The 24,276-nt window shown below is 55.4% G+C and carries 21 protein-coding genes and 1 riboswitch; of the genes, 7 read left to right on the top strand and 14 right to left on the bottom strand.

Features of this window, described 5'->3' with window-relative positions; translation table 11 throughout:
- Position 1 precedes the first annotated feature (1 nt).
- Positions 2–1,231 carry a glycosyltransferase family 4 protein gene (locus tag ACFO5Q_RS18805; protein ID WP_068144282.1) on the bottom strand — a complete coding sequence of 410 codons (1,230 nt, stop codon included), beginning with the start codon at positions 1,229–1,231 and terminating at the stop codon, positions 2–4.
- 243 nt (positions 1,232–1,474) lie between these two features.
- On the opposite strand from ACFO5Q_RS18805, the gene ACFO5Q_RS18800 reads away from it, so the two are divergent.
- On the top strand, positions 1,475–1,708 hold the full coding sequence (locus tag ACFO5Q_RS18800; protein ID WP_068144285.1) for a BolA family protein: 234 nt from the start codon (positions 1,475–1,477) through the stop codon (positions 1,706–1,708).
- A gap of 112 nt (positions 1,709–1,820) precedes the next feature.
- Positions 1,821–2,153, top strand: coding sequence for a Grx4 family monothiol glutaredoxin (gene grxD / locus ACFO5Q_RS18795; protein ID WP_068144288.1), 333 nt, complete (start codon positions 1,821–1,823; stop codon positions 2,151–2,153).
- Between the two features lie 45 nt (positions 2,154–2,198).
- On the opposite strand, the gene ACFO5Q_RS18790 is transcribed toward grxD, so the two are convergent.
- Together ACFO5Q_RS18790 and ACFO5Q_RS18785 are read right to left on the bottom strand one after the other, a co-directional pair.
- Complete coding sequence (locus ACFO5Q_RS18790; RefSeq protein WP_068144291.1) at positions 2,199–2,981, bottom strand: class I SAM-dependent methyltransferase; 783 nt, start codon at positions 2,979–2,981, stop codon at positions 2,199–2,201.
- A gap of 178 nt (positions 2,982–3,159) precedes the next feature.
- Complete coding sequence (locus ACFO5Q_RS18785; RefSeq protein WP_068144293.1) at positions 3,160–3,678, bottom strand: DUF3291 domain-containing protein; 519 nt, start codon at positions 3,676–3,678, stop codon at positions 3,160–3,162.
- A 207-nt stretch (positions 3,679–3,885) separates the two neighbouring features.
- Between ACFO5Q_RS18785 and ACFO5Q_RS18780 the strand changes: the two genes are divergently transcribed.
- Both ACFO5Q_RS18780 and ACFO5Q_RS18775 read left to right on the top strand, forming a co-directional pair.
- Positions 3,886–4,830: a sulfite exporter TauE/SafE family protein gene (locus ACFO5Q_RS18780; RefSeq protein WP_068144294.1), complete on the top strand. Its 945-nt coding sequence runs from the start codon at positions 3,886–3,888 to the stop codon at positions 4,828–4,830.
- A gap of 67 nt (positions 4,831–4,897) precedes the next feature.
- A complete protein-coding gene (locus tag ACFO5Q_RS18775) occupies positions 4,898–6,178 on the top strand; it encodes a cytochrome-c peroxidase (RefSeq protein ID WP_380084457.1) in 1,281 nt (426 codons plus the stop codon).
- A 193-nt stretch (positions 6,179–6,371) separates the two neighbouring features.
- On the opposite strand, the gene ACFO5Q_RS18770 is transcribed toward ACFO5Q_RS18775, so the two are convergent.
- Together ACFO5Q_RS18770 and ACFO5Q_RS18765 are read right to left on the bottom strand one after the other, a co-directional pair.
- Positions 6,372–7,103, bottom strand: coding sequence for a cytochrome b/b6 domain-containing protein (locus tag ACFO5Q_RS18770; protein ID WP_068144300.1), 732 nt, complete (start codon positions 7,101–7,103; stop codon positions 6,372–6,374).
- 147 nt (positions 7,104–7,250) lie between these two features.
- On the bottom strand, positions 7,251–7,505 hold the full coding sequence (locus ACFO5Q_RS18765) for a hypothetical protein (protein WP_068144303.1): 255 nt from the start codon (positions 7,503–7,505) through the stop codon (positions 7,251–7,253).
- Positions 7,506–7,750: 245 nt separating this feature from the next.
- On the opposite strand from ACFO5Q_RS18765, the gene ACFO5Q_RS18760 reads away from it, so the two are divergent.
- Positions 7,751–9,556, top strand: coding sequence for an ATP-dependent nuclease (locus ACFO5Q_RS18760; RefSeq protein ID WP_068144305.1), 1,806 nt, complete (start codon positions 7,751–7,753; stop codon positions 9,554–9,556).
- Positions 9,557–9,786: 230 nt separating this feature from the next.
- Here ACFO5Q_RS18760 and ACFO5Q_RS18755 read toward each other — a convergent pair whose 3' ends face one another.
- Together ACFO5Q_RS18755 and thiC are read right to left on the bottom strand one after the other, a co-directional pair.
- Positions 9,787–10,626: a class I SAM-dependent methyltransferase gene (locus tag ACFO5Q_RS18755; RefSeq protein ID WP_068144308.1), complete on the bottom strand. Its 840-nt coding sequence runs from the start codon at positions 10,624–10,626 to the stop codon at positions 9,787–9,789.
- A gap of 234 nt (positions 10,627–10,860) precedes the next feature.
- Positions 10,861–12,699 (bottom strand): phosphomethylpyrimidine synthase ThiC, encoded by a 1,839-nt coding sequence (gene thiC / locus ACFO5Q_RS18750; protein ID WP_068144312.1) that lies wholly within the window; start codon positions 12,697–12,699, stop codon positions 10,861–10,863.
- A riboswitch (TPP riboswitch) is annotated at positions 12,694–12,841 on the bottom strand. It overlaps the preceding gene by 6 nt.
- Positions 12,842–13,153: 312 nt before the next feature.
- On the opposite strand from thiC, the gene ACFO5Q_RS18745 reads away from it, so the two are divergent.
- On the top strand, positions 13,154–13,639 hold the full coding sequence (locus ACFO5Q_RS18745) for a GFA family protein (RefSeq protein ID WP_068144317.1): 486 nt from the start codon (positions 13,154–13,156) through the stop codon (positions 13,637–13,639).
- Here ACFO5Q_RS18745 and ACFO5Q_RS18740 read toward each other — a convergent pair.
- The 7 genes from ACFO5Q_RS18740 to ACFO5Q_RS18710 form a co-directional block, all read right to left on the bottom strand.
- On the bottom strand, positions 13,626–14,099 hold the full coding sequence (locus ACFO5Q_RS18740) for a GNAT family N-acetyltransferase (RefSeq protein ID WP_068144320.1): 474 nt from the start codon (positions 14,097–14,099) through the stop codon (positions 13,626–13,628). The genes ACFO5Q_RS18745 and ACFO5Q_RS18740 overlap by 14 nt on opposite strands.
- Entirely contained in the window at positions 14,099–16,678 is a 2,580-nt protein-coding gene (locus tag ACFO5Q_RS18735) for an aspartyl/asparaginyl beta-hydroxylase domain-containing protein (protein WP_068144324.1), read from the bottom strand. The genes ACFO5Q_RS18740 and ACFO5Q_RS18735 overlap by 1 nt, the downstream gene beginning before the upstream one ends.
- 179 nt (positions 16,679–16,857) lie before the next feature.
- Entirely contained in the window at positions 16,858–17,469 is a 612-nt protein-coding gene (rpsD, locus tag ACFO5Q_RS18730) for a 30S ribosomal protein S4 (RefSeq protein ID WP_068144327.1), read from the bottom strand.
- A 219-nt stretch (positions 17,470–17,688) separates the two neighbouring features.
- Entirely contained in the window at positions 17,689–18,219 is a 531-nt protein-coding gene (locus ACFO5Q_RS18725) for a rhodanese-like domain-containing protein (RefSeq protein WP_068144331.1), read from the bottom strand.
- Positions 18,220–18,231: 12 nt separating this feature from the next.
- Positions 18,232–18,489, bottom strand: coding sequence for a metal-sensitive transcriptional regulator (locus ACFO5Q_RS18720; protein ID WP_068144334.1), 258 nt, complete (start codon positions 18,487–18,489; stop codon positions 18,232–18,234).
- A gap of 318 nt (positions 18,490–18,807) precedes the next feature.
- Complete coding sequence (locus ACFO5Q_RS18715) at positions 18,808–20,595, bottom strand: methyl-accepting chemotaxis protein (protein ID WP_068144337.1); 1,788 nt, start codon at positions 20,593–20,595, stop codon at positions 18,808–18,810.
- A 191-nt stretch (positions 20,596–20,786) separates the two neighbouring features.
- On the bottom strand, positions 20,787–21,671 hold the full coding sequence (locus tag ACFO5Q_RS18710) for an NAD(P)-dependent oxidoreductase (RefSeq protein WP_068144339.1): 885 nt from the start codon (positions 21,669–21,671) through the stop codon (positions 20,787–20,789).
- A 112-nt stretch (positions 21,672–21,783) separates the two neighbouring features.
- Between ACFO5Q_RS18710 and ACFO5Q_RS18705 the strand changes: the two genes are divergently transcribed.
- Positions 21,784–24,228: a penicillin acylase family protein gene (locus tag ACFO5Q_RS18705; RefSeq protein ID WP_068144341.1), complete on the top strand. Its 2,445-nt coding sequence runs from the start codon at positions 21,784–21,786 to the stop codon at positions 24,226–24,228.
- Positions 24,229–24,276: the final 48 nt, after the last annotated feature.

Raw genomic sequence — 24,276 nt, 5'->3', positions numbered from 1 at the left:
TTCAGCTTTCCTCCTGCAAGCGCTTGAAAAAGCTCAGCAATTGCTTTGCCTTATCGTCCCACCCCTGCGTCAGCGCATGAGATCGCGCTGCTTCGCCCATCCTTCTGCGGGTGACTTCGTCATTCAAAAGTTCGCTGATGGCAAAGGCAACGGCACCAGGGTCCTCGCCGTCCACCAGTCGCCCTGTTTCGCCGTCCAGAATGGCGTCAACTGCGCCGCCCGCGTTCCCGCCAACCGACGGCGTTCCAGCCGCAGCAGCCTCCAGAAACACAAGGCCAAAGCCCTCGGTGTCGCCATCCGGCATCGTACGGTTCGGCATGGCAAACAGGTCCGCGCTGGCGTATAGCGAAGGCAACGTCTCATCCGCAACAAACCCCAGCATATGCACGCTTCCGCCCATCTCTGGCCTAGCAGCAGCTGCCTTCAATTCCTCTGAAAGCGGGCCTGTGCCTGCGATTGCCAACTGGGCGCCGGGGACAGCTGCCAAGATTCTAGGCCACGCGGCAAGCAGTGTATCGAAGCCTTTTCGGCGTACCAGCCGCCCTACTCCCAGCACCAGGGGACCGCTCGTGAGACCAAAGTGTGAGCGGATGTTTCCCTGTGGCAGACTATCGAATATAGCCAGGTCCACACCGTTGGTCACAAGCTCGATACGCTCACGAGGGACACCGTATTTGCTTGTAAGCAGGCCTGCTGTAAAGCTGCTCACCGTGACCACACCGTCTGCCGCTCTCAGGGCACCTGCCCGCCTTTGGTCGGCCCTGATGGAATAGGTCTGCTGCGAGATCTCCTCGCCGTGGGTATAGATCACAATCTTTGCATCGGGGAAAATTTTACGCAGGGGGCGCATCATCCAGCCAAGGCCATCAACAGACCCTAACACTATGGTTTCATATGATTTTTCTTTTGAAAGGCGTTTAAGTCGTCCGACAATCCGCCGCCTCAGAAGCAAGTCGTAAGCTGCCATGGACAGGCGCCTGAAGAACCCGACAGGCCCTTCCACCAGAGGCGGTCGCATTTCTTCAAGCCTGACAATCGAATAAGGGGCACTAGCGTCAAACCCTTCCCAACCCGCCACTTTTTGGCCGGTTGTATAGTCTGTTGAAGAGGTCAGAATCTCAATCTTGTCGGGCTGCGCTGATGCCAGTGCATCATATACGGTTTGGGCACCACCAACGAGAGGACAGTAGTGCGTTGTGATAATTATATGCTTTGCTGCTACAGTCGTCATGCTACCGATCTATTTGATATCTATGCGATAAAGCCTAAGAGAAGCCGCCCAGTCAACCTGCATTTGGACAATTGATCCATCAACTTACCCTGATAGCTTTTTGTGGTTCCCAGGCCCAAAAACATTGAAAGCATTAATGTCCCCGGCTACAAAGGCTGAACGTATCTCATGTGTACCATCACATTGGTATGGGCTGGCGACAAACCTATCGTTGAAGCAACCGAGTATTCGAGGAAAAATCACATGGCAATGCATGCGGAAGACATTGAAAAGCTGATTAAGGAAAGCCTCCCGGGCGCAAAAGTTCACATTGAGGACTTGCGTGGCGACGGCGATCATTACGCTGCACATGTAATTTATGATGGCTTCAAGGGCCTGACCCGTGTCCAGCAGCACCAGATGGTGTATAAAAGCCTGAAGGGCCGCATGGGCGGCGAGCTGCACGCGCTTGCACTTCAGACCAGCGCACCAGAATAGCCTTGGCACCCTAATCCTGATAAAATTCGTCTAATTTAGACGCCCCCCCCCTTGGCAAGATCGCCCTGGGGGCTTATTTCTAGGCGAAAGTGGAATTTCAAAGGAACCGGTAATGAGTGATAATCCTGTTTTCGATCGTATCCAAGACTATGTCGGTAAGGACGACGTGGTCCTCTTTATGAAGGGCACTCCAGTGTTCCCACAGTGTGGGTTTTCCAGCGTTGTAGCCCAAGTGCTGACCCATGTCGGTGTACCTTACGAGAGCTATAACGTACTTGAGGACTTCGACCTGCGTGAAGGCATTAAGGAATTTTCCGATTGGCCCACGATCCCTCAGCTTTATGTCAAAGGTGAGTTTGTTGGCGGCTGCGATATCGTGCGTGAAATGTTTGAAAGCGGCGAGCTTCAACAGCTTCTCAAAGACAAAGGCCTTGGGGCAGCTTAAGATACTGAAAGAATAAGGCGCCAGTTTAAGGCGCCTTATTTATTGCTACTTCTTGACGAATCTAAGAATGAAGCGGCTTGTTTTGCCCCGAATAGCTGGATCGAATGGCGAGCCAATTAGTCCGTCATCAGGGTTAAGCAATATACTACTTTCCCCATCCAGTTTAAATCCAGCAGCCAGCATTTGTGCTCTGACGACATCTGGATCTATGCGGTGCATTGTGTCAAAATCTGCGGGGCCAGTTCCTGCTGGAGCTAAATGATCTACTATCACTACGTATCCGCCAGACCTTAGCGCAGCATAGAGAGATGCAAGTACAGCTGGCACGTCTTCATATCCACCCCCCTGACGAGCTTCATGGGTAAAGTAATAATCATGGTATGCTAGCACCGCCATGGCAGCGTCTAGGCTCTCAGGCGGAAGACTAAATGTCTCGTTGCCGTCATGAATTTGCACCACATTCTGCAAGCGGCCCTCTTCGTATCGGGGAGGTGTGGTTTGCTTCATAAAAGCCCAATATACCGACCCGTTATGAGCATAAATCTTGCCTTCTTCACCAACCGTGCGGGACAGGAGTTCGGTGTAATAGCCGCCCGCGGAGTTGATGTCTAGGACCGTCATGCCCGGTTTGATACCCGCGAACTTGAGGATTTCGGCAGGCTTGCGCAGAGCGTCGCGTGCGCGGTCCGTGGCCGGCCGGTCCGGATGGTTCACCGCCGCCTCGATCGCCGCTTCATGATGGTCTGCCTGGGCTGGTAGGAGGCCGAAGGATGCTGCCGAGAGCGCCAACGCAGCCGCGCCCGCACGTAAAGAATTTCTAATGGTCATCTGATGTCCCCACTTCCTCTGTCGTCACTATCAAGGTGCCAGCCTACCCCCACGGCAAAAAGGCGCCAAATCATATAGACGTGAAGCATGCGCGGCCAGACCATACGCGCCACAAGAAAGCGACAGACCGAGCCATAAGCGGGACAAACACCCCGCCCGCACCCGCAAAAGCAAACGGTCAGACGGGCTGGGCCACAGGCTTGCCAACAAGCGGTTCCCCATCCGCGCCAAACGCCCGCTTGAAGGTGAAGGCCATGGGGGTCGGGCCATTTTTCCTGAGATATTCCAGATGCCTGGCGGCTTCCTCAATCGTCGGGCGATGGCCTTTCGGCACCCACCACAGCACCAGATGCCCTTCTGACGGCATGTGAAACCATTCTTTCCGCCGCGCCAGATAGTCTGTATGGGCTGTCTTGTAGACATAAGTGAAGAGGCTTTCCCGATCCCGCCAGACACTGAGGTTCGGCAGCGTGTCGTCATCAAACAGCGAGAAAGACATGGCGCTGCCGCTTTCGTCCTTGAGCCGCCAGATGAAGCCGTCTGACTGTTCGGCGAGGCCATTGATATGGTCCAGCGCGCTGACAAAATCGGCCATCTCGGGGCTGTCTTTCGGGTATTTGATCTTGCCTACGTTAAGCTGAGCTAATTCGAAATTCGCTGGACTGAACCCCTCACCAGGGTGGTTACTGCGCGGCATCTTGCCCTCCACTTTTCCTCACTTGCCCTTCTGACATGGGCACGCGACCACCCCATTTAAAGCCAGAGTTTCTTCATGAAAGCATGAGCTTTTCTATTGAACGGCGGGCATAAAAATGGGCACACTGCATGTGCCCTTGGGGCACAAAAGGGCACAGTGGTAGTGCCCAAAAAGTGCCCTTTTTGTTGCACCGAGGTTTTCACCCCCATGGCCACCCCCATAAACCAGACCAGAACGGATGCGAAACGAAAGCCCCGCTGGCTGGCGCGCACCACCGCCGGGGCCGCCGCCACCATGGTGGCAGCCTACGGCGGCATGGCGATATCGGTGGACCATAGTGCCCTGACGGCCCTTGAGGGCCTGTTCCTCTATCTGGTGGGCCTGGGCGCCGCCACCATCGCCAACTCAACCGGGGTGGGCGGCGGCGTTGTTTTTCTGCCCGCGTTCGAGTTTCTGGGCGCGAACGGACACATCGCCATCGTCGCCGGGCAGATCGTGGGCATGAGCTTCATCATCCAGTCTTTCGGCATGTCGACCGGGTCTTTGCGCTGGCTGCACCGCATCCACGACGCGCGAGGCACCGACACTGGCGTGCCGCCCGCCGTCTTCCTGCGCATGCTTGCCCTGGTACTGGGCTGTGCCCTGCCCGCCATGCTGGCCACCCAGGCACTGCACACCAGCCCGCCGGAGGCGGTGCTGTGGGCGTTCAAGGCGGTATCCGTGGGGCTTGGGATGCTGGTGCTTGTCACCAGCTGGCTGGGGCGCGGACGGGCGCAGAACCGGTCTCACCCCACCGGCGTTGATTATGCCGCCCTTGCGGGGCTTAGCCTGATCGGCGGCGTGGCCACGGCTTTCTTCAGTGTGGGCGTGGGGGAACTGGTGGCGCTTTACCTGTTCGTGCGGAACTTCCCGCTGGTAACCACCGCCGCCCTTGCCGTGATCGCCAGCGCCGTCAGCGTGCTGTTTGGCGTGTGGGACCATCTGCTGTCCACGCCCCAGCCGTGGGACATCTTGCTGTATGTAGTGCCCGGCGCCATCACCGGCGGCTTTATTGCCCGGCCGTTCGCAGAAATGCTGGGGCCATTCCGCCTGAAAATCTTTGCCGCAAGCTGGATTACCCTTTCGTCCGCCTACCTGCTTTTCCTTGCCTGAGTATTTTTTCGAAGGCCGCTGACCCTTCCGCCCGTACCAGCCTTCAGCAACGAAGGAAGGGGAAGCAATGACGACTTGCCGAACAATGAGCACATTAATGCTGGCTGCCTTGATGGCGGCATCCGGCCCTATAGGCACAGCCGAGGCCCAGGAGCGCCCGCCACGGCCGGATTCGGTCCGCCCCACACGGCCAAGGCCGCCCGAGCCGCCCCAACCACCTACGGTACAGCCACCAGCGCCGCAACCCACCAATACAGGCACTACCGACACTATAGGCGACACCACGCAGCCCCCAGCCACACGGCTGGAGGCACCGCAGCTGCCTGATGTGCTGCTGAATTACACAGACGCCACCCTGCCCGCTTACTATCGCCGTGGCCGCCTGGCTGACGCAGACAACACACCAGAAGACAACCCCATTACGAACACAGGAGCCACACTGGGGCGCGTGCTGTTTTATGACGTGAAACTGTCCGCGAACGACACGGTTTCCTGCGCGTCCTGCCACCAGCAAGCGAACGGCTTTTCCGACCCCGCGACGCTTTCAACCGGCTTTGACGGCGGCCAGACAGCCCGCCATTCCATGAGTTTGGCGAACGCCCGCTTTTATGAGCGCGGCCATTTTTTCTGGGACGAGCGCGCCGAAACGCTGGAAGACCAGGTACTGATGCCGGTTCAGGACAGCGTTGAGATGGGCATGACCTTGATTGAACTTGAGACCAAGCTGCAGGCCACAGACTATTATGGGCCCCTGTTTGAAGCCGCCTTCGGTAGCGACACGGTGACAAGCGACCGCATCGCAAAAGCGCTGGCGCAGTTCGTGCGAGCCATGACCAGCACAAATACAAGGTATGACAGCGCCTTCACCGGCGGCGGCAACCCGCCGGACTTCGAGGCCGTGTTTACACCGCAGGAAATTCAAGGCCTTGTGCTGTTCGGCCAGGGCGGTGACCGCGCCGGCCGCACCCTTGGCTGCGCGGCGTGCCACGGCACACCCGGCCATATCGCGGACGATATTCACAACAATGGCCTTGATATCACCGTCACGGGCGACGACGGCGCAGGCGACAAACGCTTCAAGGCCCCAAGCCTGCGGAATATCGCCGTGACCGCGCCTTATATGCATGACGGCCGGTTTGAAACGCTTGAGGAAGTGATTGAATTCTATAATTCAGGCGTTCAGCCAAGCCCGAACCTGGACCAGCGGCTGAGGCGGCCGGGCGGGCAGCCCCGGCGGCTGAATATGACACAGGCGGAAAAGGACGCCCTGCTGGCCTTCCTGAACACCCTGACGGATGAAAGCCTGCTGGTTGACGAGCGTTTCTCAGACCCCTTCATCGCCCATTAGAGCACAAAAAAAGGCGGCACCAACCGGGCCGCCTTTTCGCATGTAATTTCCAGTATTGAAGCACCGCATGGATGCTGAACCAAGTTCAGCATGACAGTGCTTTTACAAACCTAAATGTCGGGTAAACCTGTCACCCTGAACTTGTTTCAGGGTCCAGACACGCAATCAGTTAGGCTTTGGAACCACGTCCCCATTAATCATCCTCCGGCGCGTCCGCCGGTTTTTCGCTGAATGCCTTGCGGCCGGTGAACATGGCGGAAATGATGCCGCCGCCGTGCCTGATGTCAGACCAGACCACCGCCGCGATATGCAGCACGATCATGCCAGCCAAGACGAAGAAAACAATTTCGTGGGTTTCAATGAAGGGGCCGCGAAACTCGCGCATGTCCTTATAGGCCGCTGGGTCAAGCATTTCCCTGGCGTATGGCACCAAAGTGGCGGGGTCTACGCCCTCTGCCGCGACCCATTCGGCGATCATGCCGCCAAAGGGTGGGAAATAGATATCCGTGCCCGCCAGCACAAGGCCGGTGACCGCCTGTATGGTCAAGAGCAGCAGCAGCGCTGTGACAGCAAGCCGCCCCATGGGGTTATGGCCCAGCCAGGCTGTTTTTTCGCCAGACCGGTAAGCCTTCAGGTCTGCGCCATAGCCCTTGCCAAACGGCAGAATGCGGCCAAAGCGCGCGTAAGCGCCGCCAATGAAGCCCCAGATGAGCCGCCAGAACAGGTTGATAGCGAACACATAGCCCGCATAGACATGCAGTTCCTTGGCGAAAACCTTGCCGCCGGAGGAAAGGCCGAATGCCTTGGCATTATAGATAACAAGCCCAACGGCGATCAGCACCAGAATGCTGAGGAAATTGATCCAGTGGAACAGGCGGGTTGTGCGGTCCCACACACGGTAAGTTTGAAGTGTTTCAGACGTCATAAAGGCCTCCCCGGGCCAACCAAAAGAATGATGGATGCCAGCGCGAAGCCTAGCAGGCTTTCATGCCCTGCGAAAGCATGTCCTGCCCTATTTTCGGCTGCGTTGATGTGTGGTGCGGTATGCAGCTGGACAGGGCTTGGCCCCGGCCTAAGACTGTTCGCTGTCTTCCCTGGCGCGGCGCTCCAGAATCACGCCATAAATGCTGCCGCCCATCACGCCAAGCCCCATGCCAACGGATATCCCAAGCGGCATGCCAACGGCCATATCATCCATTACGGCCCCGAAACCAGCCCCGATTGCCGAGCCAAAACCAGCGCCGAGTGCGCAACCCAGCCCAACGCCCATGGCCTTTTGCTTGTCAAGCGCACGCTTGGCTTCCTTGTCTGTCTGAATGTCAGGCATATATCCCCCGATACGTTCCCTTTAGTGTCCCCACCGCGCTTATATCAAACTTTTAGGCAAATTGCGAACATGCATGTCGCTTGAAAGCGTCAAGCCTTCCACGAGAATAGATGGCAATGTTAAGTTCTAGAGATCAAATCTCTACGCGTGAATTGTATTATTCTAACATCACAGTTGCATTCGGAACACTTTCCGCGTTTATATTTGATAAAATAACCCCCTAATTAAGGAACCCTGGTCAGCAGATGGGTATTTTGATACGAAAAATTACTATCGAAAATTTTCGTTCGATACGCCGATTGAACTTAGACGTTCAAAATTTGTCTGTGTTGGTTGGAAAAAACGATTGCGGAAAATCTAACATTCTTAGGGCTTTGAACCTTTTTTTTAACAACCAAACCAATCCCGGAACCCCATTTAACTTTAGAGAAGATTTCAGTCTTGCCTACGTTCGCGTAGAGAAAAAGGCGCCACAAATAGTTGTTCAAATTGAGTTTGAGATTCCTCAATCCTACAGAGCTACAAATGGCGATATACTGATCTGGAAGAAGCGATGGCGGGCAGATGGCATGCTAGATGATGGTTACTATGGCATACGCCTCAAAGGCCCTGAAAAAAATATACGCGAAAAAGTCGAAATTCCTGAGAAATCCAACCTTCATAGCCTACTTAAGAAGATCGAGTTCCAATACATTCCCGCGATCAAAGATGCTCATTATTTCGATACCTTAAGAGGAAAGATATACGGCATCATCTCTGAAGTAGCTGCAGCAACCTTTCTGAAATCTAGCTCGGCTTTTGAAACGGCGATTGCGAACCACCTAGTTGATCTCACTACGGACATTACAAATGCATTGCATTTTGATACCAAACTCGCGCTCCCTAGGGACCTTAGCCACATATTTGAGAGGTTAGATTTTGTAAGCGGCGCTAGTTCGGTATCTCTAGACGCTCGTGGGGATGGGATTAAAGCTCGCCACATTCCTCTGATATTGAAATTCATGGCAGAGAAGAAGAGTTCATTGCAGACGCGAGGAGCAATGCCCTATTCGTTTATTTGGGGCTATGAAGAACCTGAAAACAATCTTGAACTATCAAGTTGTGTCGCTCTAGCTGACACTTTTGCTGAATACAGCACTAGTAATGTAGCCCAAATCCTCCTGACTACTCATTCCCCAGTTTTCTTCAATTTGTCTGCAAGAGAAGATGCCAAGGAGAGTACTATTTGCCATCATGTCTTCTTGGAAACTCCAGAGTCTGGCACAATGGCAGACTCCTCCGCCCGCGATCTAGATGAAAAAATGGGTACAATGACTCTGCTTGCACCACAAATTCAGGCGATAGAAGATAAGGTTAGAGATCGAGAAAGAGCCAAATTACTAGCCGAACAAGCATCCAATGAGAACAAAGCAAAGATATTCGTAGAGGGAACGACAGACAAACTGCTAATTGAAAAAGCTATTCGTGTTTTTCAGCCTGGAATAGAGCAACTCGTTAGCATTGAGACCAAGTCACCTGGCGGCGGTCATAGTTATGTTATAGATCACTTGACAGGTTGGAGATCTGTCCAAAAACACAACCCAGGGCTACCAAAAGCTGTTGGCGTATTAGACAAAGACCAGCCAGGTGCAAGTGCGAAAAAGACATGGAACTCTGAACCCAACAACACCCAATCATGCAAATGTTTTTGTTATGATACGCCAACACATATTATTCCAGTGTTAAGGGCAAATTGGCAGCTCCCTATTACGCTAGAGACTTTATATCCGAAATCTATTTGGGAATATGCGCTCGCCAGACACTACCTCGAACCTCGGAAATTGATTGAAATATTGCCCGATAATATCACCGAAGATTTGATTAACGAAAACAAGACAGCAGAAGACTACATGGATAAAGATTGGGAAATTTTCGTTAAGTACAAATTCAAGGAAAAAGGAAAATCACTGATCGCAAACCACATCGTTCGAAAATCCGACGATGATTTCGCCAATTTATGCCCAGCCTTCTTGCCCCTTGTGAACCAGATACAGCAGTATTTGTTCCAGTAGTCATAGACAAAGCCAATAGGTTCGACAGAAAAAGGCGGCCACGGGGACCGCCTTTTCTTTGTTCGTCACTCACCGGCTTGACCGGTGAGTCTATGTTTACCGCCAAAATGGATTCGCCGATCAGGTGGCGTACCGCCAGCTTCACAAACGGCATCCATTTAACCTATCAACCGCATATCCACTCGAAAGATGGACCCTGAAACAAGTTCAGGGTGACGGTATGACCCGCCCTACTCCGGCTTGCGGAACTTCAGCGTCATGCGGTCGCTTTCGCCGATATCCTTTGCGTCACCGGATGGCGGCAGGCGCCAGACATAGTCGCTTTCCGTTGGCTGGTCCTTCGGGTTCGCGTTCATTTCTGACGCCTCAACAAATTCAAAGCCCGCGTCTGTCACGGCCTTGATCACCGCAGATTGCTTCACATAGCCGTTGAAGCCCTTGGCCCATTCGTCGCTGCTCCCTTCTGGCGCGCGGTGCTGGACGATGCCAAGCGTGCCGCCGGGCTTCAGCACCCGCATGATATCCGCCAGCGCTGACTTGAGCGTGCCTGCCGCGCCGTCGTGCTTATTGAGGTGGTGGGTGGCACGCAGCATCAGGAACACGTCCACCGTGCCGTCCATTGAGGCCGGGAAATCCCCGAACAGATGGGCGCTGATGGCTGCTTTGCTGCCGCCGCGCCAGTCTTCCGCCATTTCGGTGAAGCGCGCGGGCCAGGCCTTGTGTTTGGCCAGCTTTTCAGCGTCGCCCTTATAGTCAATGCCCCGGTGGGTCATGGAATATTGCACGCCGATAAGCGCGCCATCGTCACCCAGATACGGCAGCAGGATGCGGCTATAGTAAGCGCCCGGCAGCGTGTCCGCGACCGTCATGCCTGGCTCAACCCCAAAGAACTCAAGCGTTTCTTTGGGGTGGCGATACTGGTAGCGCGCTTTGGCCTCATCCGGCTGGGCCGCCAGGATGCCGTCAAGCTTGGCCGACGCGCTATGGCCGTGGTGGTCTGCCGTGGCTGCGCCCGCGAGCATGCCGCCCATTGATAAAGCCACCGCAGCAGCTTTGAAGAAAGTTTTCATCGAATATCCCCCTTTAACTGTTTGACATCAGTATTCTTGATACGTGGCCAAACCATAACCGGATGACGGATAGGCGGCCAGTCAAACAGGAAGGCGCGAGAACAAAAATATGTGATCGGCGCCGGTGGCAGTTGGGGGGGATCAGGTGGCAGGTGAAAGCCTGTCATGGCAAATAAAAAGGCGGCCCCAAGGACCGCCTTTTCGGTATATTCGGTAGTGGGTTAGGCAGACACGCTATTCAGCCGCCTCAACCTCGTCCGCAGGCAGGTAGAGGTCTGCGCCGCGTTTGGCGAACTCTTCCGACATCTGCTTCATGCCTGTCTCCGCCTCTTCCTTCTTGGCGGCATAATCGCGCACGTCCTGCGTGATTTTCATCGAACAGAATTTCGGCCCGCACATGGAACAGAAATGCGCCACCTTGTGGGCTTCCTTGGGCAGGGTCTGGTCGTGGAAATCGCGGGCGCGGTCAGGGTCCAGGCTCAGGTTGAACTGGTCTTCCCAGCGGAACTCGAAGCGCGCACGGGAAAGCGCATCGTCCCGGATCTGGCTGGCCGGATGGCCCTTGGCGAGGTCCGCCGCGTGCGCCGCCAGCTTGTAGGTGATCACGCCTTCCTTCACGTCGTTCCTGTCCGGCAGGCCAAGGTGCTCCTTCGGCGTCACATAGCAAAGCATCGCCGTGCCGTACCAGCCGATCTGCGCCGCACCAATCGCCGAGGTGATATGGTCATAGCCCGGTGCGATATCGGTTGTGAGTGGCCCAAGCGTATAAAATGGCGCTTCATGGCAGTGCTTGAGCTGCTCTTCCATGTTTTCCTTGATCTTGTGCATCGGCACGTGGCCCGGCCCTTCGATGAAGACCTGCACGTCATGTTCCCATGCGATTTTGGTGAGCTCCCCGAGTGTCCGCAGCTCAGCGAACTGGGCTTCGTCGTTGGCGTCAGCTATGGAGCCCGGACGCAAGCCGTCGCCAAGGCTGAAGGCCACATCATACTGCTTCAGGATTTTACAGATGTCCTCGAAGTGGGTGTAGAGGAAACTTTCCTTATGGTGCGCCAGGCACCATTTCGCCATGATCGAGCCGCCACGGGACACAATGCCGGTCACGCGCTTGGCCGTCAGGTGGATGAACGGCAGGCGCACGCCGGCGTGGATGGTGAAATAGTCAACGCCCTGCTCGCACTGCTCAATGAGCGTATCGCGGTAAATCTCCCACGTCAGGTCTTCGGCGATGCCGTCTACTTTCTCGAGCGCCTGATAGATCGGCACGGTACCGATCGGCACAGGCGAGTTGCGAATGATCCATTCGCGGGTGTTGTGGATGTTGCGGCCGGTCGAGAGGTCCATCACCGTGTCCGCGCCCCAGCGCGTGGCCCAGACCATCTTGTCCACCTCTTCCGCAATGGAAGAAGAGACCGCCGAGTTACCGATGTTGGCGTTGATTTTCACCAGGAAATTCCGGCCGATGATCTGCGGCTCGCTTTCCGGGTGGTTCACATTGTTCACCAGCACAGCACGGCCACGGGCAATCTCAGAGCGCACAAACTCGCCATCGATATAGTCAGGGATTTCTGCGCCGAAGCCTTCGCCCGAACGCTTGAGCGCCTCGGCCTGCTTCTTGCGGCCCAGATTTTCGCGTACAGCCACAAATTCCATCTCGGGTGTGACAATGCCTTTGCGGGCATAGTGCATCTGGGTAACATTCATGCCCTCTTTGGCGCGCAAGGGGCGCTTTTTCACCGGAAATTCTGGCGCGAGATATTTGTCTTCCACATTGCCGTTGTCTTCCGGCTTGATGTCGCGGCCTTCGTATTCTTCCACGTCGCCGCGCGCCAATATCCATTCCTTCCTGAGCTCGGGCAGGCCTTTGTAGATGTCGATCTCGGCCGCCGGGTCCGTGTAAGGACCCGAGGTGTCGTAGACGCGCACAGGCACTTCGTTCGCGGTCGGATGCAGGTGGATTTCCCGCATCGGCACGCGCACAGACGGGTCGTTCTCAGACCGCACATAGATTTTCTTCGAGCCGGAGATAGGACCGGTGGTGATTTTGAAATCGGTATTGGCTGTATCAGGCATAAAAAGCTCCGTTCCTTCGCTGGTGTTAGCCAGATCAGGTTCTAAGGGTCACTGTTGCGCGGACATTCCACTCGTGGACGCTGCTTTCAGACTCTCAGCCCTTCTCGCCCTTATTGGCAGCGGGGCTCCCCTCGGAACACATGTGTGTAGGCCCCCGGTTTACGCTTCTTGCCTTGCCGGATCAAGGCCAATCGAACCATATCCGTTCAATAATACGAGTTATTTTGTCAGATTTGACCAGAGGCCACTTCCTGACGTCTGCGCACGTCATGATGCCAAGCATCTATTGGCCGGGCGATCAAGAACGTCATGAAAATCAAATGTTCTCAAGACTATCACATAACCTATAGTATTTATCGCCATGTCGCCGCAGCAAAAGGAACATATGCCCTTGATATGTAGCGCATAAAATAAAAAGGCGCCGGAAACGCCACCAGCATGGAGAGGTGAAATAATGACAGGCGAGTTTGAAGGCCGCTGCACCTGCGGTCAGGTCCACTACCGAATGACAAGTGTGCCACTGGTCGTCCATTGCTGCCACTGCAGTTGGTGCCAACGGGAAAGTGGAGGCGCGTTCGCACTGAATGCCCTGATTGAAAGTGACCGGCTGGAAGTTATCAAGGGAGGACTGGCGCGCCTTGACGTCCCAAGCGAGAGTGGCAAGGGCCAGATCTTGATCAAATGCCCGGACTGCCTGACAACGCTATGGAGCCATTATGCGGGCATGGGGGAACAGGTTTCCTTTGTGCGTGTGGGCACTCTGGAAGACCCCGCTGCCCTGCCCCCAGATGTGCATATTTTCACCAATAGCAAACAGCCATGGGTAACGCTTGGGAGCGGCACGCCAGCAATGCCTGAATACTACCGCAAGGCTGACATCTGGAAGCCTGACGCCATCCAGCGCTTCAACACCCTGATCGGTAAAATCAGAGAGCCTTGATAAAACAGTATTCTGTAGTGTTGGAACTGTCGTGCAGATCACGGGTATAGTCTTGCTTCACATAGCCCTCGCGCTCGTAAAATCGGTGCGCCCGGGTAAAGCGGGTATCTGACCACAGCTCCATTTCTGTTGCACCACGCGCGCGCGCCTTGTCTTCCACATGGTGAAGCAACTTCAACCCCATTCCAGTCCCGCGCAGGTCCTTCGAGAGATAGATACGCTTGAGCTGGAAGCGGTTTCCTTCAAGCGGCGCATAGGAAACGCAAGCCAACAGAGCGCCATCGTCGCCGTCCACCACATAGCCTTCTCCGCCGATGCCTTCAATGTAGCTGGCATAAGCTTTCAGATCCTCATCAAGGCCATCAGGCTCCAGGAACACGCCCTCATATTCGCTGAATATGCCGCCGATCAAGTCAATCAGGCCCTTTGCATCCTTGTCTGTAACCTTGCGCAACTGCATCACATTTCCTCCGTACTTGCTGGCGCTTCCGGCACACGCCGGGCTTTCAACCAACTATCCCGTGCAATAAAGCTTGCCCTGACGGCCTCAATCTCTTCATCCGTCAAATCTGGATGCCAAACCTCAAAAATCAGGACAACACGTAAATCATCGCTGTCGTTGCGGGCCTCATGGTCAAAACTGTCATCGAAGGCGATCAGCTTGCCTTCGACCCACGGGCGCCATTCCTGCCCTACACGTATCTGGCAGTTCGGCGGAACCAGAAGCGGCAGGTGAACCGTGATGCCGTGGTTTGAAAGACCAAAGTGAGGCGGAATATGCTGGTGCGCCTTCAACAGCGAGAAAAAAACCTCAAACGGCGCATCGCCAACGCAGACAAGCGGCGCAGCCTTAAGCACATCAAGTGTTTTCGGGAAGGCGCCAACAAGCGCTTCGTTGGCTTTGCCGTCCCTAAAGAGGTCAAGCGCCGTCCAATTCATGCTACCATTGATCGGATCAAAAGCGGCTCCCATATCCGTACCCGCATCCAGATATGGCCTACCGGCCTCGTCCGCTCGGGGCAAGGCGGCAAGAAGTTCGGCTTTGATGTCCGCAAATGCCGCTTCCACCTTTTCCGCCCACGGCATTTGATCACGCGTCAGAAAACGATGCGGACTGATACCCGGAATGTAGAACTCATGGGGTTTTTGATCGGCTTCCCTGTAACCTACAGGGTGATCAAGGTTTTGCACCCACTGGGCTTCCAATATTCTTGGTGCATTTCGGGTTGCCCCCTGATGCAGCGCATGCATCCTGCGAGAGATGCACTGGAAAGCAGCCTTGGATCGAAGCGCGGTTTCCGGGTCTGCATCCGCCTGCCTAAAGAGCATCGTCAACCGCCCGTCCACATCGTTTCCAAGCGAATATATCTGAGCGGCGAGATCCTCTTCACCCTGTTGCTCGAAGAAATATCCGGCATACAGATATGACAGAATATTGCCAGGCGCGGCATGAATGCAGCGCAGGTAGGCCGCTCGGGCACGCTCGGCGGTCCCTATCTGCTCTTCCACGACAGCCAGACGGTACTGCGTCGGCGCATGCATCGGCACCTCTGCGCCCCAGCGCCTCAGGTACTCAAGCCCCTGCATGTCTTCGCCCGCATCGAACGCCATATCTGCAAGGTAACGCAGAGCCTTCTTGTGTTTCGGGCTAAGCGCAATCGCCTGCCTCAGTTGTCCTGCGGCCTGGGGATCACCAGAACGGATAGTCTGCTCCGCCATCTGAAAGAGACGCTCTGCCTGCGCAGCTTGTGCGAAGGTTGTCCCCAAGAAATCCATACGCCGGCCACGACCAGAGAACCACTGGTCATACCGGTCCATGACTTCTGACAATTCTTGTTGCTCTTCTGAGGAAAGCGCTGGGTTCCATGTCTCGAATATGAGGTTGACCCGCAGGCTATCTGACTTGTTCCAGGCTTCATGCTCGAACGTGTCATCGAAAGCGAACAGCTTGCCCGCTTCCATCACTCGGGTCTCATCACCCGCGCGCAGCATACAGCCCTCGCCTTCTGGCACGATGATTGGCAGATGGACTGTCAATCTTGCGTTCGAGGTACCGTGGTGCGGCACGATATGCATGCCAGGCTGCAGCAGGCTGAAAAACACCTCAACAGGCCGCCCCCCGGTTCGGCAAAGCGGCAGCTTCTCAAGAGCTTCCATGGTTTTCGGAAACTTGGACAGTATACGTTCATTGGGGATACCGCCGTTATAAAGATGGATCGCGCTCCAGTCTTTGTTGCCGGCCAGCTTCTGCCATTGTTCCGCTTCCGCCATGTGCGTCGCAATATAGGGCGTTGCATCATCGAGCGACAAGGCGGCCTGAACCTCTGCCAGGATATCGTCGAAAGCACCTTCCAGGGCCTTACCCCACGTCAGGTCTTCGTGCCCAAACCATGGCTTGGGTGGTATGGCTGGCAAATAGAAGCGCTCTGGTTTCTGGTGTGGATCATTCCATACCGGTTCCTTCGTTTCATGGAAGCGCCAGCGTGCACCTTCGAGCGCGCCATCGTGAGCGATATCTCCCCAAACCAGATTTGCAACATACTCTTCAAGAAAAGCTGGAGCTCCTTCAAGAATGGCTTTTAGCGTGGGTTCGGCTTTGCTGTTACCGGACAAAATATCTGCCACAGGCATGCCCTGCAGGGCCAGAGAAAGACAATCAGCGGCGAGATCATCTTCACCTGCCCTCTGTGCGGCGCCACCCAAATATACTAAATTGGCCATGCCACCCGGCTGAAGCTTCAGGGCTTCCTTGAACGCTTCAAGCGCCTTGGCCCAATTTTCCTGCTGCATTTCGGCTACGCCCAAGGAACGCCATCCCTCGGCTGACAGGTTATCAACCTTCAGATAGTTTCGAATGGCGTGCGCGCTGGTCGCATAGTCTCCGCGTGCCGCAGCCCGCGCACTAAGGAACTGCCACGACGGCAAGGCATCGGGCTTACTGGCGACAATCTGTTTGTGCAACGCTTCGGCTTGATCCAGCTGTCCCTGTGCCTGGGCCTGCTGTGCCTGATTCCATAGTTCCTGAAGTGAGTTTGCCACACTGATCCCCTATACTTCTGACGCCTGTGTAGCCCATCCACCCACTCTCGCCAAGGTGCAAGCTGTCGCATACTTCCCTCATTGCCTGATTGCGCAGCAACGGAAGGCACGAACAACAAAAGAAAAGGCCGCCCAGCATATGCCGGACGGCCTTCCTGAAATGTCCAGACCCGCAAAAATTAACGGGAGTAGAATTCCACCACCAGGTTCGGTTCCATGATCACTGGGTATGGCACTTCGTCGAGCGCTGGAATGCGCACGTACGTAGCTTTAGGGCCATCAACAGCAACATATTCAGGAACGTCACGCTCTGGGCTTTGCTGCGCTTCCAGAACCATTGGGATGTTGCGTGATTTCTCACGGATTTCCACAACGTCACCAGCCTTCAGAAGACGGGAAGGAATGTTACAGCGTTTGCCGTTCACGAGAACGTGGCCGTGGTTCACAAACTGACGTGCAGCGAACACGGTCGGTACGAACTTCGCACGATATACGATTGCGTCCAGACGGCACTCAAGAATGCCGATCAGGTGCTCACCGGTGTCGCCGCGGCGACGCACAGCTTCGTCATAGTAACGACGGAACTGTTTCTCGGAGATGCTGCCATAGTAGCCTTTGAGCTTCTGCTTGGCGCGCAGCTGGATACCGAAGTCAGACAGTTTGCCTTTACGGCGCTGACCGTGTTGACCTGGGCCGTATTCACGGGAATTCACTGGAGACTTGGCACGGCCCCAGATGTTTTCGCCCATACGGCGGTCAATTTTATATTTCGCTTGGATACGCTTGGACATGCGAATCGCTCCTTTCAAATAAGCGCCACGGGCGGTGTGCTGTCCGAAAACCAGTGCACTATGGTGCCCGCGCGGTTCTTAGCTTTATTGCCAGAACCATTCATTAACGGGCGGGGAATATGGGAAACCCCGCCCCAAGTCAAGGAAAAAGCAGTAAAAAAGGCAGTAGCACCCCAAAGAATGCTCGGAAGCCTGCTTTTTGCAACGCGCCTATATAGCCTAGGACCGATTCCAGGGCATGCGTGCCAGCATCATGCCCATGGCACACGAATCCGTGACACCAGCAAAGACAAGCCCCGCGCCCACGGCGGCAGACAACCAGATAAAGCCCGGCGCGACCGTCATGGACAATATAGCTCCAACAACAACCAACGACCCTGTCGCAATACGCACCTGCCGCTCCAGCGACATTGTTTCCTTGTTTCGGTTAACAGGCAGCCCACCAGTGACGCACGCGTCGGTGCCGCCTTCAACAACCAGAACATCCCGGTCTGTATGCGGGGCAATGGCTTCCGCAGCCTTCTTGGCACGACCACCTGCTTTACACAGAATATAAAGTGGGGCGTCGCTGCCTTCTACTGCCTGCAGAATTTCTGTTGGCTTCAGGCTTTGAAGGGGAAACAGCTTGGCTCCCTGCACGTGGCAGGCTTCAAATTCGGCTCCAGTCCGGACATCAATCAGTGTCTCGCATGCTCCTGCGTCGTGGGCCTTCTTGAACGCCTCAACGGAAATCATTTTCAAATTTTTCATAACCAGAACTCCTTAGGCATATTTGCCAATCAATGTCTCAATGTCCATGTCGTCGCCGCCCGGGAGGTCCCCGGCCATCTTACCTTTGACCATACAGGCCAGCATTGCGTGCCCGGCTTTATCAAGCGCCTTCCGCGCGGCCAGCATCTGCTGCGCCACCTTGATGCAGTCCGCATCTTCGGCATCCATCATCTTCTGCAAGCCGCGCAGCTGGCCTTCAATTCTGGCCAGACGCACCTTCATGTCTTTCCTGTCTTGGGCAGCGATCATTTTTTGCTCCTATACTATACCCCCTATAGTATAGGAAAGCATATGGTCGCCTTCAAGGTCCGCCCTGCGTTTATTCCACATATGAAAATATTTGGTTCTGCAGACAAGCCTAAGATACGGTCCGGAAGGACGGATTGAGGATAAGATGGTGGATTCAGGCAATCGCGGCTCAGCTTGCTATTCGCTGAATATTACGACCGATGGATGCGGGCGCCGGAAAGCCCGCCAACCTGACATTGCTCCTGCCCCCCTTCGGACTGCCGCCCCCAGTCAAGTGACCATGCTGGCGACAAAATCGACATGGCCCGGTGTGGCCGCCTATTCGCTACGCATCGTGCTCAAGAAATTGGTGGCAGATGTGTTCAGCGTCTCGCACACTTCGCCAAGCTTACGTGAAATTGCCCGCGCCGACTGAGCGCTGTTTTCCACCCCATTGGCAAGTGACTGCACCGTCTCGATCCGTTCAGACACGTCGGCTGTACCGTTCGCAGCTTCCTGGATATTGCGGACGATTTCCTGGGTTGCTGCACCCTGCTGTTCCACAGCGGCCGCGATGGCACTGGTGACACCGTCGTTGTCATGGATAAGCTGTTTCACACCCCGTATACTTGAAACCGTCGCTTCAGTCTTTTCCTGCACACTAATGATCTGCTCGCCGATTTCCGTCGCCGCGGAACCTGTTTGGGTCGCAAGAGCCTTGACCTCTGTCGCCACGACGGCAAAGCCCCGTCCGGCTTCTCCTGCGCGCGCAGCCTCAATAGTGGCGTTGAGCGCAAGCAAATTGGTCTGTTCGGCGATATCCGTGATCAGCTTGATAATCTGGTTGATCTGCTCCGCCTGTTCGGCGAGCGACAGGACCGCTTCATCGGTGTTATTGATCATATCAACAGCGCGCGACGATCCTTCGCGTGATTCAGCAAGCTGGCGACTGATTTCCTGGATCGAGGCGGTCAGTTCCTCTGCCGCGCTTGCCACGGTCTGCACATTCGCGGACGCTTCACCCGCCGAGCCGGCAACCAAGGCGCATTCCTGGCTTGAGGTCTCGGTGTTATTCGTAAGCTCGCGCGAGGCAACGCGCATTTCCTCAACAACTTTTTGCAGGTCGTCCACTATGGTACCAACCTCGCCTTCGAAAGCCCCCGCGAGATCAAGCATCGCAGCGCGGCGGCGGTTTGCGGCTTCCTCATCCCGCTCAGCAGCGAGGCGGTGTGCTTTTTCCGCTTCTTCCTGCAGGCGGAGCTGCTCCTCGCGCATGCTTTCGCTTTTCTCCAGGTGCTTTTCGGCTTCGAGCTTCAGCTTTTCGCTCTCGATTGCCATTTCCTTGAAGACCTGAACCGCGTTCGCGAGTTCGCCCAGTTCGTCCTTGCGCGCCCTGTCCTGCACTTCGGTGTCCAGCTTGCCATTTGCCAGGGCACGAGTTGCAAGCGTAAGTCTGTTGGTTGGACGGGTGATGTTGCGCCCGATCCACCAGGTTACCACCCCGGAAAGCAAGAGCACGATGGAGGCCCCCATCAGCATATTCAGCCGAAAGGCTGCAAAATCGGCCTCGAAGTCATCCATATAAATGCCTGTGCCCAGGTAAATCTTCCAAGGTTCGAAAGCCTTTACATAGGTCAGCTTCTGGACTGGCACGTCAGACCCGGACTTAGGCCACATATAGGGCACACTGCCGCCGCCTTCTGTTTGCGCAATACGCAACATTTCCTGAATGAAGAAGAATCCGTTTGCGTCTTTCAGTTGGCTTTGGTCGCCGCCAACGAGCGACGGCCGAGCGGCATGGAACACGTTGATATTCGCAAAATTGTTAGCGAACAGATACTCACCGTCAGCATAACGCATCCCCGTGGCTATACGGCCAAGCTCTGCGATGGCCTCATCCTGCGTTATCTCCCCCGCCTGCACGCGAACATCCAGTTGGGCGGCAACGCCATGCGCCGTTTCAAGTATCCATTTAAGCGAGGTGATCCGATCGGACTGCATCTGGTCGTGAACCATTGCGAGCGCCATCCAGATGATGGCCAGCAAGCCCAGAGCCATGGTCGCCATTACTGCGGCAATCTTTTTTCCGATTGCCAAGTCTTGGGCAAAGGTAAGAAACTTCATCATACAATCCGGTAAAAACACTACTTAGTAGTGTTTTTAGGCGAACGACTATTAAGAATACCTTTACCCGTAGAGGTTTTTTGCCCCTTTCCACGTGAACTGAAGAAAAAGTCTAGCCGCGACACGGTTAAGTGTAGAAAACACCTTAGAAACCACGCCGCCGGTTAGAACCAACCACCAATAGAAATCGCCGCCTAGCCTCGGAAGCGGCGGATAAGACTCGACGTATCCTGGCGGTTGCCTCCCATCTTCTGAACATCGCAATAAAACTGGTCAACAAGCGCTGTCAGCGGCAGGGACACACCCATGCTGGTCGCTTCACTGAGCACAATCCCAAGGTCCTTGCGCATCCAGTCAACCGCGAATCCGAAATCAAACTCGCCGTCGATCATGGTCGAGGCACGGTTTTCCATCTGCCAGCTTTGTGCCGCGCCTTTGGAAATAACGTCTACAACCGCTTTAGCGTCAAGGCCGGCTTCCATGGCGAAATGCAGCGCTTCAGACAGGCCCTGGACCACACCGGCGATACAAATCTGGTTCACCATCTTGGCCAGCTGGCCGGATCCGGCCTCGCCCAACAACTTCACGGACTTTGCATAGGCCTGCATGATCGGCTCTGCCTCGGCAAAAGCGACCGCATCACCGCCGCACATCACCGTCAGCACACCGTTAACGGCACCGGCTTCACCGCCAGAAACCGGCGCGTCAACAAAGCCGACACCAGCCTCTTTCGCCGCCGCCGCCATAACGCGGGCACATTCAGCCGACGCCGTCGTGTGATCGACGAATACAGCCCCCGCCTTCATGGCTGTGAACGCGCCGCCTTCGCCCACGCAAACCTCTGCGACGTCCTTGTCTGCCCCGACACAGGCAAACACCACATCCGCATCCGCAGCAGCACCAGCAGGCGTCGGCGCCGCAAACAGCTCCACACCTTCTGCATCCGAATAGTCCTCAAGCCACTGCTCCGCTTTGGCGCCTGTGCGGTTGTAAACCGTTACATTATGCCCTGCCCTGGCCAGGTGCCCCGCCATGGGATAACCCATAACGCCAAGTCCGATGAATGCTACATTTGCCATACGCGCCTCCGAAACTGGACTAGTCAGTCCAATATGGTTAGTGAAGAGTGTGGCACTCTGTGTAAGAGGGGAAGTCGCAAGTGTCCAACATTTAGAGGGATGGGGAGGCAAAATGAACACATTCAAGGTCTGGTTGGCGGCAATCGCCGGCGTTATCGCACTATCGGTACTTCTTGGGGTCGGGTGGGTTAGAAGCAGTCTGCCGACCCTGGACGGCACCGTGACGATCAAGGGCCCTGAAGCAGCCATTACCGTCGCCCGAGACAAACACGGCGTGCCCCATATTTCCGCCAGCAGCGACCATGACCTCTTTTTCGCGACCGGCTATGTGCATGCGCAGGACCGCCTGTGGCAAATGGAAATGAACCGCCGCGCTGGCCTCGGCCGCCTCTCTGAAATTCTTGGCCCGGACACGCTCGGGATCGACAAATATTTCCGCACGCTCGGCTTTGCGGATCGTGCCGCATCCGCCTGGGAGAAGCTGGATCAGGAAACCCGCGCTGCCCTCAATACATATGCCGACGGCGTGAATGCCTATCTTGAGACCCACAAGGGCGCCTTGCCGCCCGAATTCCTTATCCTCGGTGCTGAACCCGAACCCTGGAGCCCGATTGACACAATGGTCTGGCAGAAAATGATGTGGCTCAGCCTTTCGGGCAACATGCGCCAGGAACTGTCACGCGCCAGGCTTTTGACCAAACTGACACCAAAGCAATTGGCAGCTATTTATCCCACTTATCCGGGCGACAGAGAACCTCCCTTCCCATACTTCAGCAATTTGTATGGGCTGCAGATTGATAAGACCATTGCCATGATCGGCGGCGAACTGCCGGAAGGCATTGGCTCCAACAACTGGGTCATCAGCGGCGACCGCACCAAAAGCGGCAAACCACTGCTGGCCAACGATCCACACCTGGGCCTGACCACCCCCAGCATCTGGTACCTGCTTAGGCTACATAACAGCACCACTGGTACAAACCTTGTGGGGGTTGGCTTTCCCGGGTCGCCGTCCATCATCCTGGGGCGGAATGACAGGATTGCCTGGGGCTTCACCAATACCGCCCCAGACGTGCAAGATTTCTTCATCGAAAAGCTGGTCGGGGAAAACCAGTATCTGACACCCGAAGGACCAGCCGATTTCATTATCAGAAATGAACTGATCAAAGTGAAAGGGGAGCGTGACGTCCTGCTGAAAGTGCGGGAAACCCGCCACGGCCCGGTGATGGACGATGCCCTCTCGTCACCCACCGAGTTTAAGCGCGAAGGGTATGTGCTGGCGCTGCAGTGGACCGCCCTCATGAAAGAGGACACGGCGATTACAGGCTTGCTTGCGCTCGCACACAGCAAGACCTTTGAAGACTTCAAAATGGCCGGCAGCTTCTATTTCGGCCCCGAGCAAAACATGATCTTCGCGGATACCGAAGGGAACATCGGCTATCACGCCCCGGCCCTTGTTCCCATCCGGCACCCTGACAATGACATCATGGGGCGCCTGCCCTCCCCTGGCTGGATCGCGGATTATGACTGGCAAGGCTTCATCCCCTACGGTCAGTTGCCAACACGGTTCAACCCGGAAGGCGGCATGATTGCCACAGCGAATGAGAAGATTGTCGATAACGACTATCCTTTCTACATGACACGTGATTGGGCCCAGCCCTACCGCGGCAACCGTATCCGCCATCTTCTGGACGCTACAGAAAAGCATGACCTAGAGAGCTTCACGGCTCTTCAACAAGACATCACGTCGGATATGGCGCGGGAAATGGCACCGCTCATTGCCGCTGCCGTCTCCGCGGGCGGCGAAAATGAAGACATCGCCAAAGCCCTTCATGCTTGGGACGGCAACATGGCGGCAGACAGGCCGGAGCCCCTAATTTTCTATAGCTGGCTTAGGCAGTATCAGGCGGCCCTGATGGCGGATGAACTGGGAGACCTGTATGGCGACTTTAAACGCTTACGTACACGACTGATCAAAAGCACGCTTTTCTGGTCAGACATCAAGCGCACCAAGATCGCGCCCGCTTATTATGAACAGCCACCCCTTGACCGCGACAGTGCGCTTGCCTGGTGCGATAACACAACAACAGCAGACACGATTGAAACCTGTGCTTCTCTTGCCCGGCAGGCCATGGAAGCCACCATCGCCGACTTGTCCGCGCGTCATGGTGCAGACTGGAAAAGCTGGCAATGGGGCAGCGAACATATCCTGACCCAAACTCACAGACCTTTTGGGCAAGTTCCTGCTCTAAAAGAATTTTTCGAAATAACCACCCCTATGTCCGGCAGCACACACACTATCAATGTTGCCGGTGTAAGCCAGGGGGACAGCGCAGTAAACCGGTCGACCTTTGGCCCAAGTTATCGCGGCATTTTCGACCTGTCTGACCTGGACAAATCGCTTTATGCGCACCCAACCGGGCAGTCAGGCAACCCGCTGTCAGACCATTATGACGACCTGTTCCCCATGTGGCGGGACGGTACATATTTCAGGATTGAGACCAAAGAATCCGTGCCAGCAGACAGCAGGCATATTCTGAAACTCATGCCAAAGCGTTAACCATATGCTTAAGCTTGAACTTTATCCTTAACACAAGGAATTCGACAC

This window comes from Kordiimonas lipolytica (assembly GCF_042651265.1).
In the GTDB taxonomy this organism is placed as follows: Bacteria; Pseudomonadota; Alphaproteobacteria; order Sphingomonadales; family Kordiimonadaceae; genus Kordiimonas; species Kordiimonas lipolytica.
This window is presented reverse-complemented; position numbering and strand designations above follow the sequence as displayed.

Coding starts and splice junctions, on each gene's coding strand:
- grxD (WP_068144288.1), top strand. CDS start 1,821: ATGAGTGATAATCCTGTTTTCGATCGTATCCAAGACTATGTCGGTAAG.
- ACFO5Q_RS18790 (WP_068144291.1), bottom strand. CDS start 2,981: ATGACCATTAGAAATTCTTTACGTGCGGGCGCGGCTGCGTTGGCGCTC.
- ACFO5Q_RS18710 (WP_068144339.1), bottom strand. CDS start 21,671: ATGGCAAATGTAGCATTCATCGGACTTGGCGTTATGGGTTATCCCATG.
- ACFO5Q_RS18800 (WP_068144285.1), top strand. CDS start 1,475: ATGGCAATGCATGCGGAAGACATTGAAAAGCTGATTAAGGAAAGCCTC.
- ACFO5Q_RS18765 (WP_068144303.1), bottom strand. CDS start 7,505: ATGCCTGACATTCAGACAGACAAGGAAGCCAAGCGTGCGCTTGACAAG.
- ACFO5Q_RS18720 (WP_068144334.1), bottom strand. CDS start 18,489: ATGATCGCTGCCCAAGACAGGAAAGACATGAAGGTGCGTCTGGCCAGA.
- ACFO5Q_RS18760 (WP_068144305.1), top strand. CDS start 7,751: ATGGGTATTTTGATACGAAAAATTACTATCGAAAATTTTCGTTCGATA.
- ACFO5Q_RS18745 (WP_068144317.1), top strand. CDS start 13,154: ATGACAGGCGAGTTTGAAGGCCGCTGCACCTGCGGTCAGGTCCACTAC.
- ACFO5Q_RS18755 (WP_068144308.1), bottom strand. CDS start 10,626: ATGAAAACTTTCTTCAAAGCTGCTGCGGTGGCTTTATCAATGGGCGGC.
- ACFO5Q_RS18725 (WP_068144331.1), bottom strand. CDS start 18,219: ATGAAAAATTTGAAAATGATTTCCGTTGAGGCGTTCAAGAAGGCCCAC.
- ACFO5Q_RS18705 (WP_068144341.1), top strand. CDS start 21,784: ATGAACACATTCAAGGTCTGGTTGGCGGCAATCGCCGGCGTTATCGCA.
- ACFO5Q_RS18775 (WP_380084457.1), top strand. CDS start 4,898: ATGACGACTTGCCGAACAATGAGCACATTAATGCTGGCTGCCTTGATG.
- rpsD (WP_068144327.1), bottom strand. CDS start 17,469: ATGTCCAAGCGTATCCAAGCGAAATATAAAATTGACCGCCGTATGGGC.
- ACFO5Q_RS18740 (WP_068144320.1), bottom strand. CDS start 14,099: ATGCAGTTGCGCAAGGTTACAGACAAGGATGCAAAGGGCCTGATTGAC.
- ACFO5Q_RS18780 (WP_068144294.1), top strand. CDS start 3,886: ATGGCCACCCCCATAAACCAGACCAGAACGGATGCGAAACGAAAGCCC.
- ACFO5Q_RS18715 (WP_068144337.1), bottom strand. CDS start 20,595: ATGATGAAGTTTCTTACCTTTGCCCAAGACTTGGCAATCGGAAAAAAG.
- thiC (WP_068144312.1), bottom strand. CDS start 12,699: ATGCCTGATACAGCCAATACCGATTTCAAAATCACCACCGGTCCTATC.
- ACFO5Q_RS18785 (WP_068144293.1), bottom strand. CDS start 3,678: ATGCCGCGCAGTAACCACCCTGGTGAGGGGTTCAGTCCAGCGAATTTC.
- ACFO5Q_RS18805 (WP_068144282.1), bottom strand. CDS start 1,231: ATGACGACTGTAGCAGCAAAGCATATAATTATCACAACGCACTACTGT.
- ACFO5Q_RS18770 (WP_068144300.1), bottom strand. CDS start 7,103: ATGACGTCTGAAACACTTCAAACTTACCGTGTGTGGGACCGCACAACC.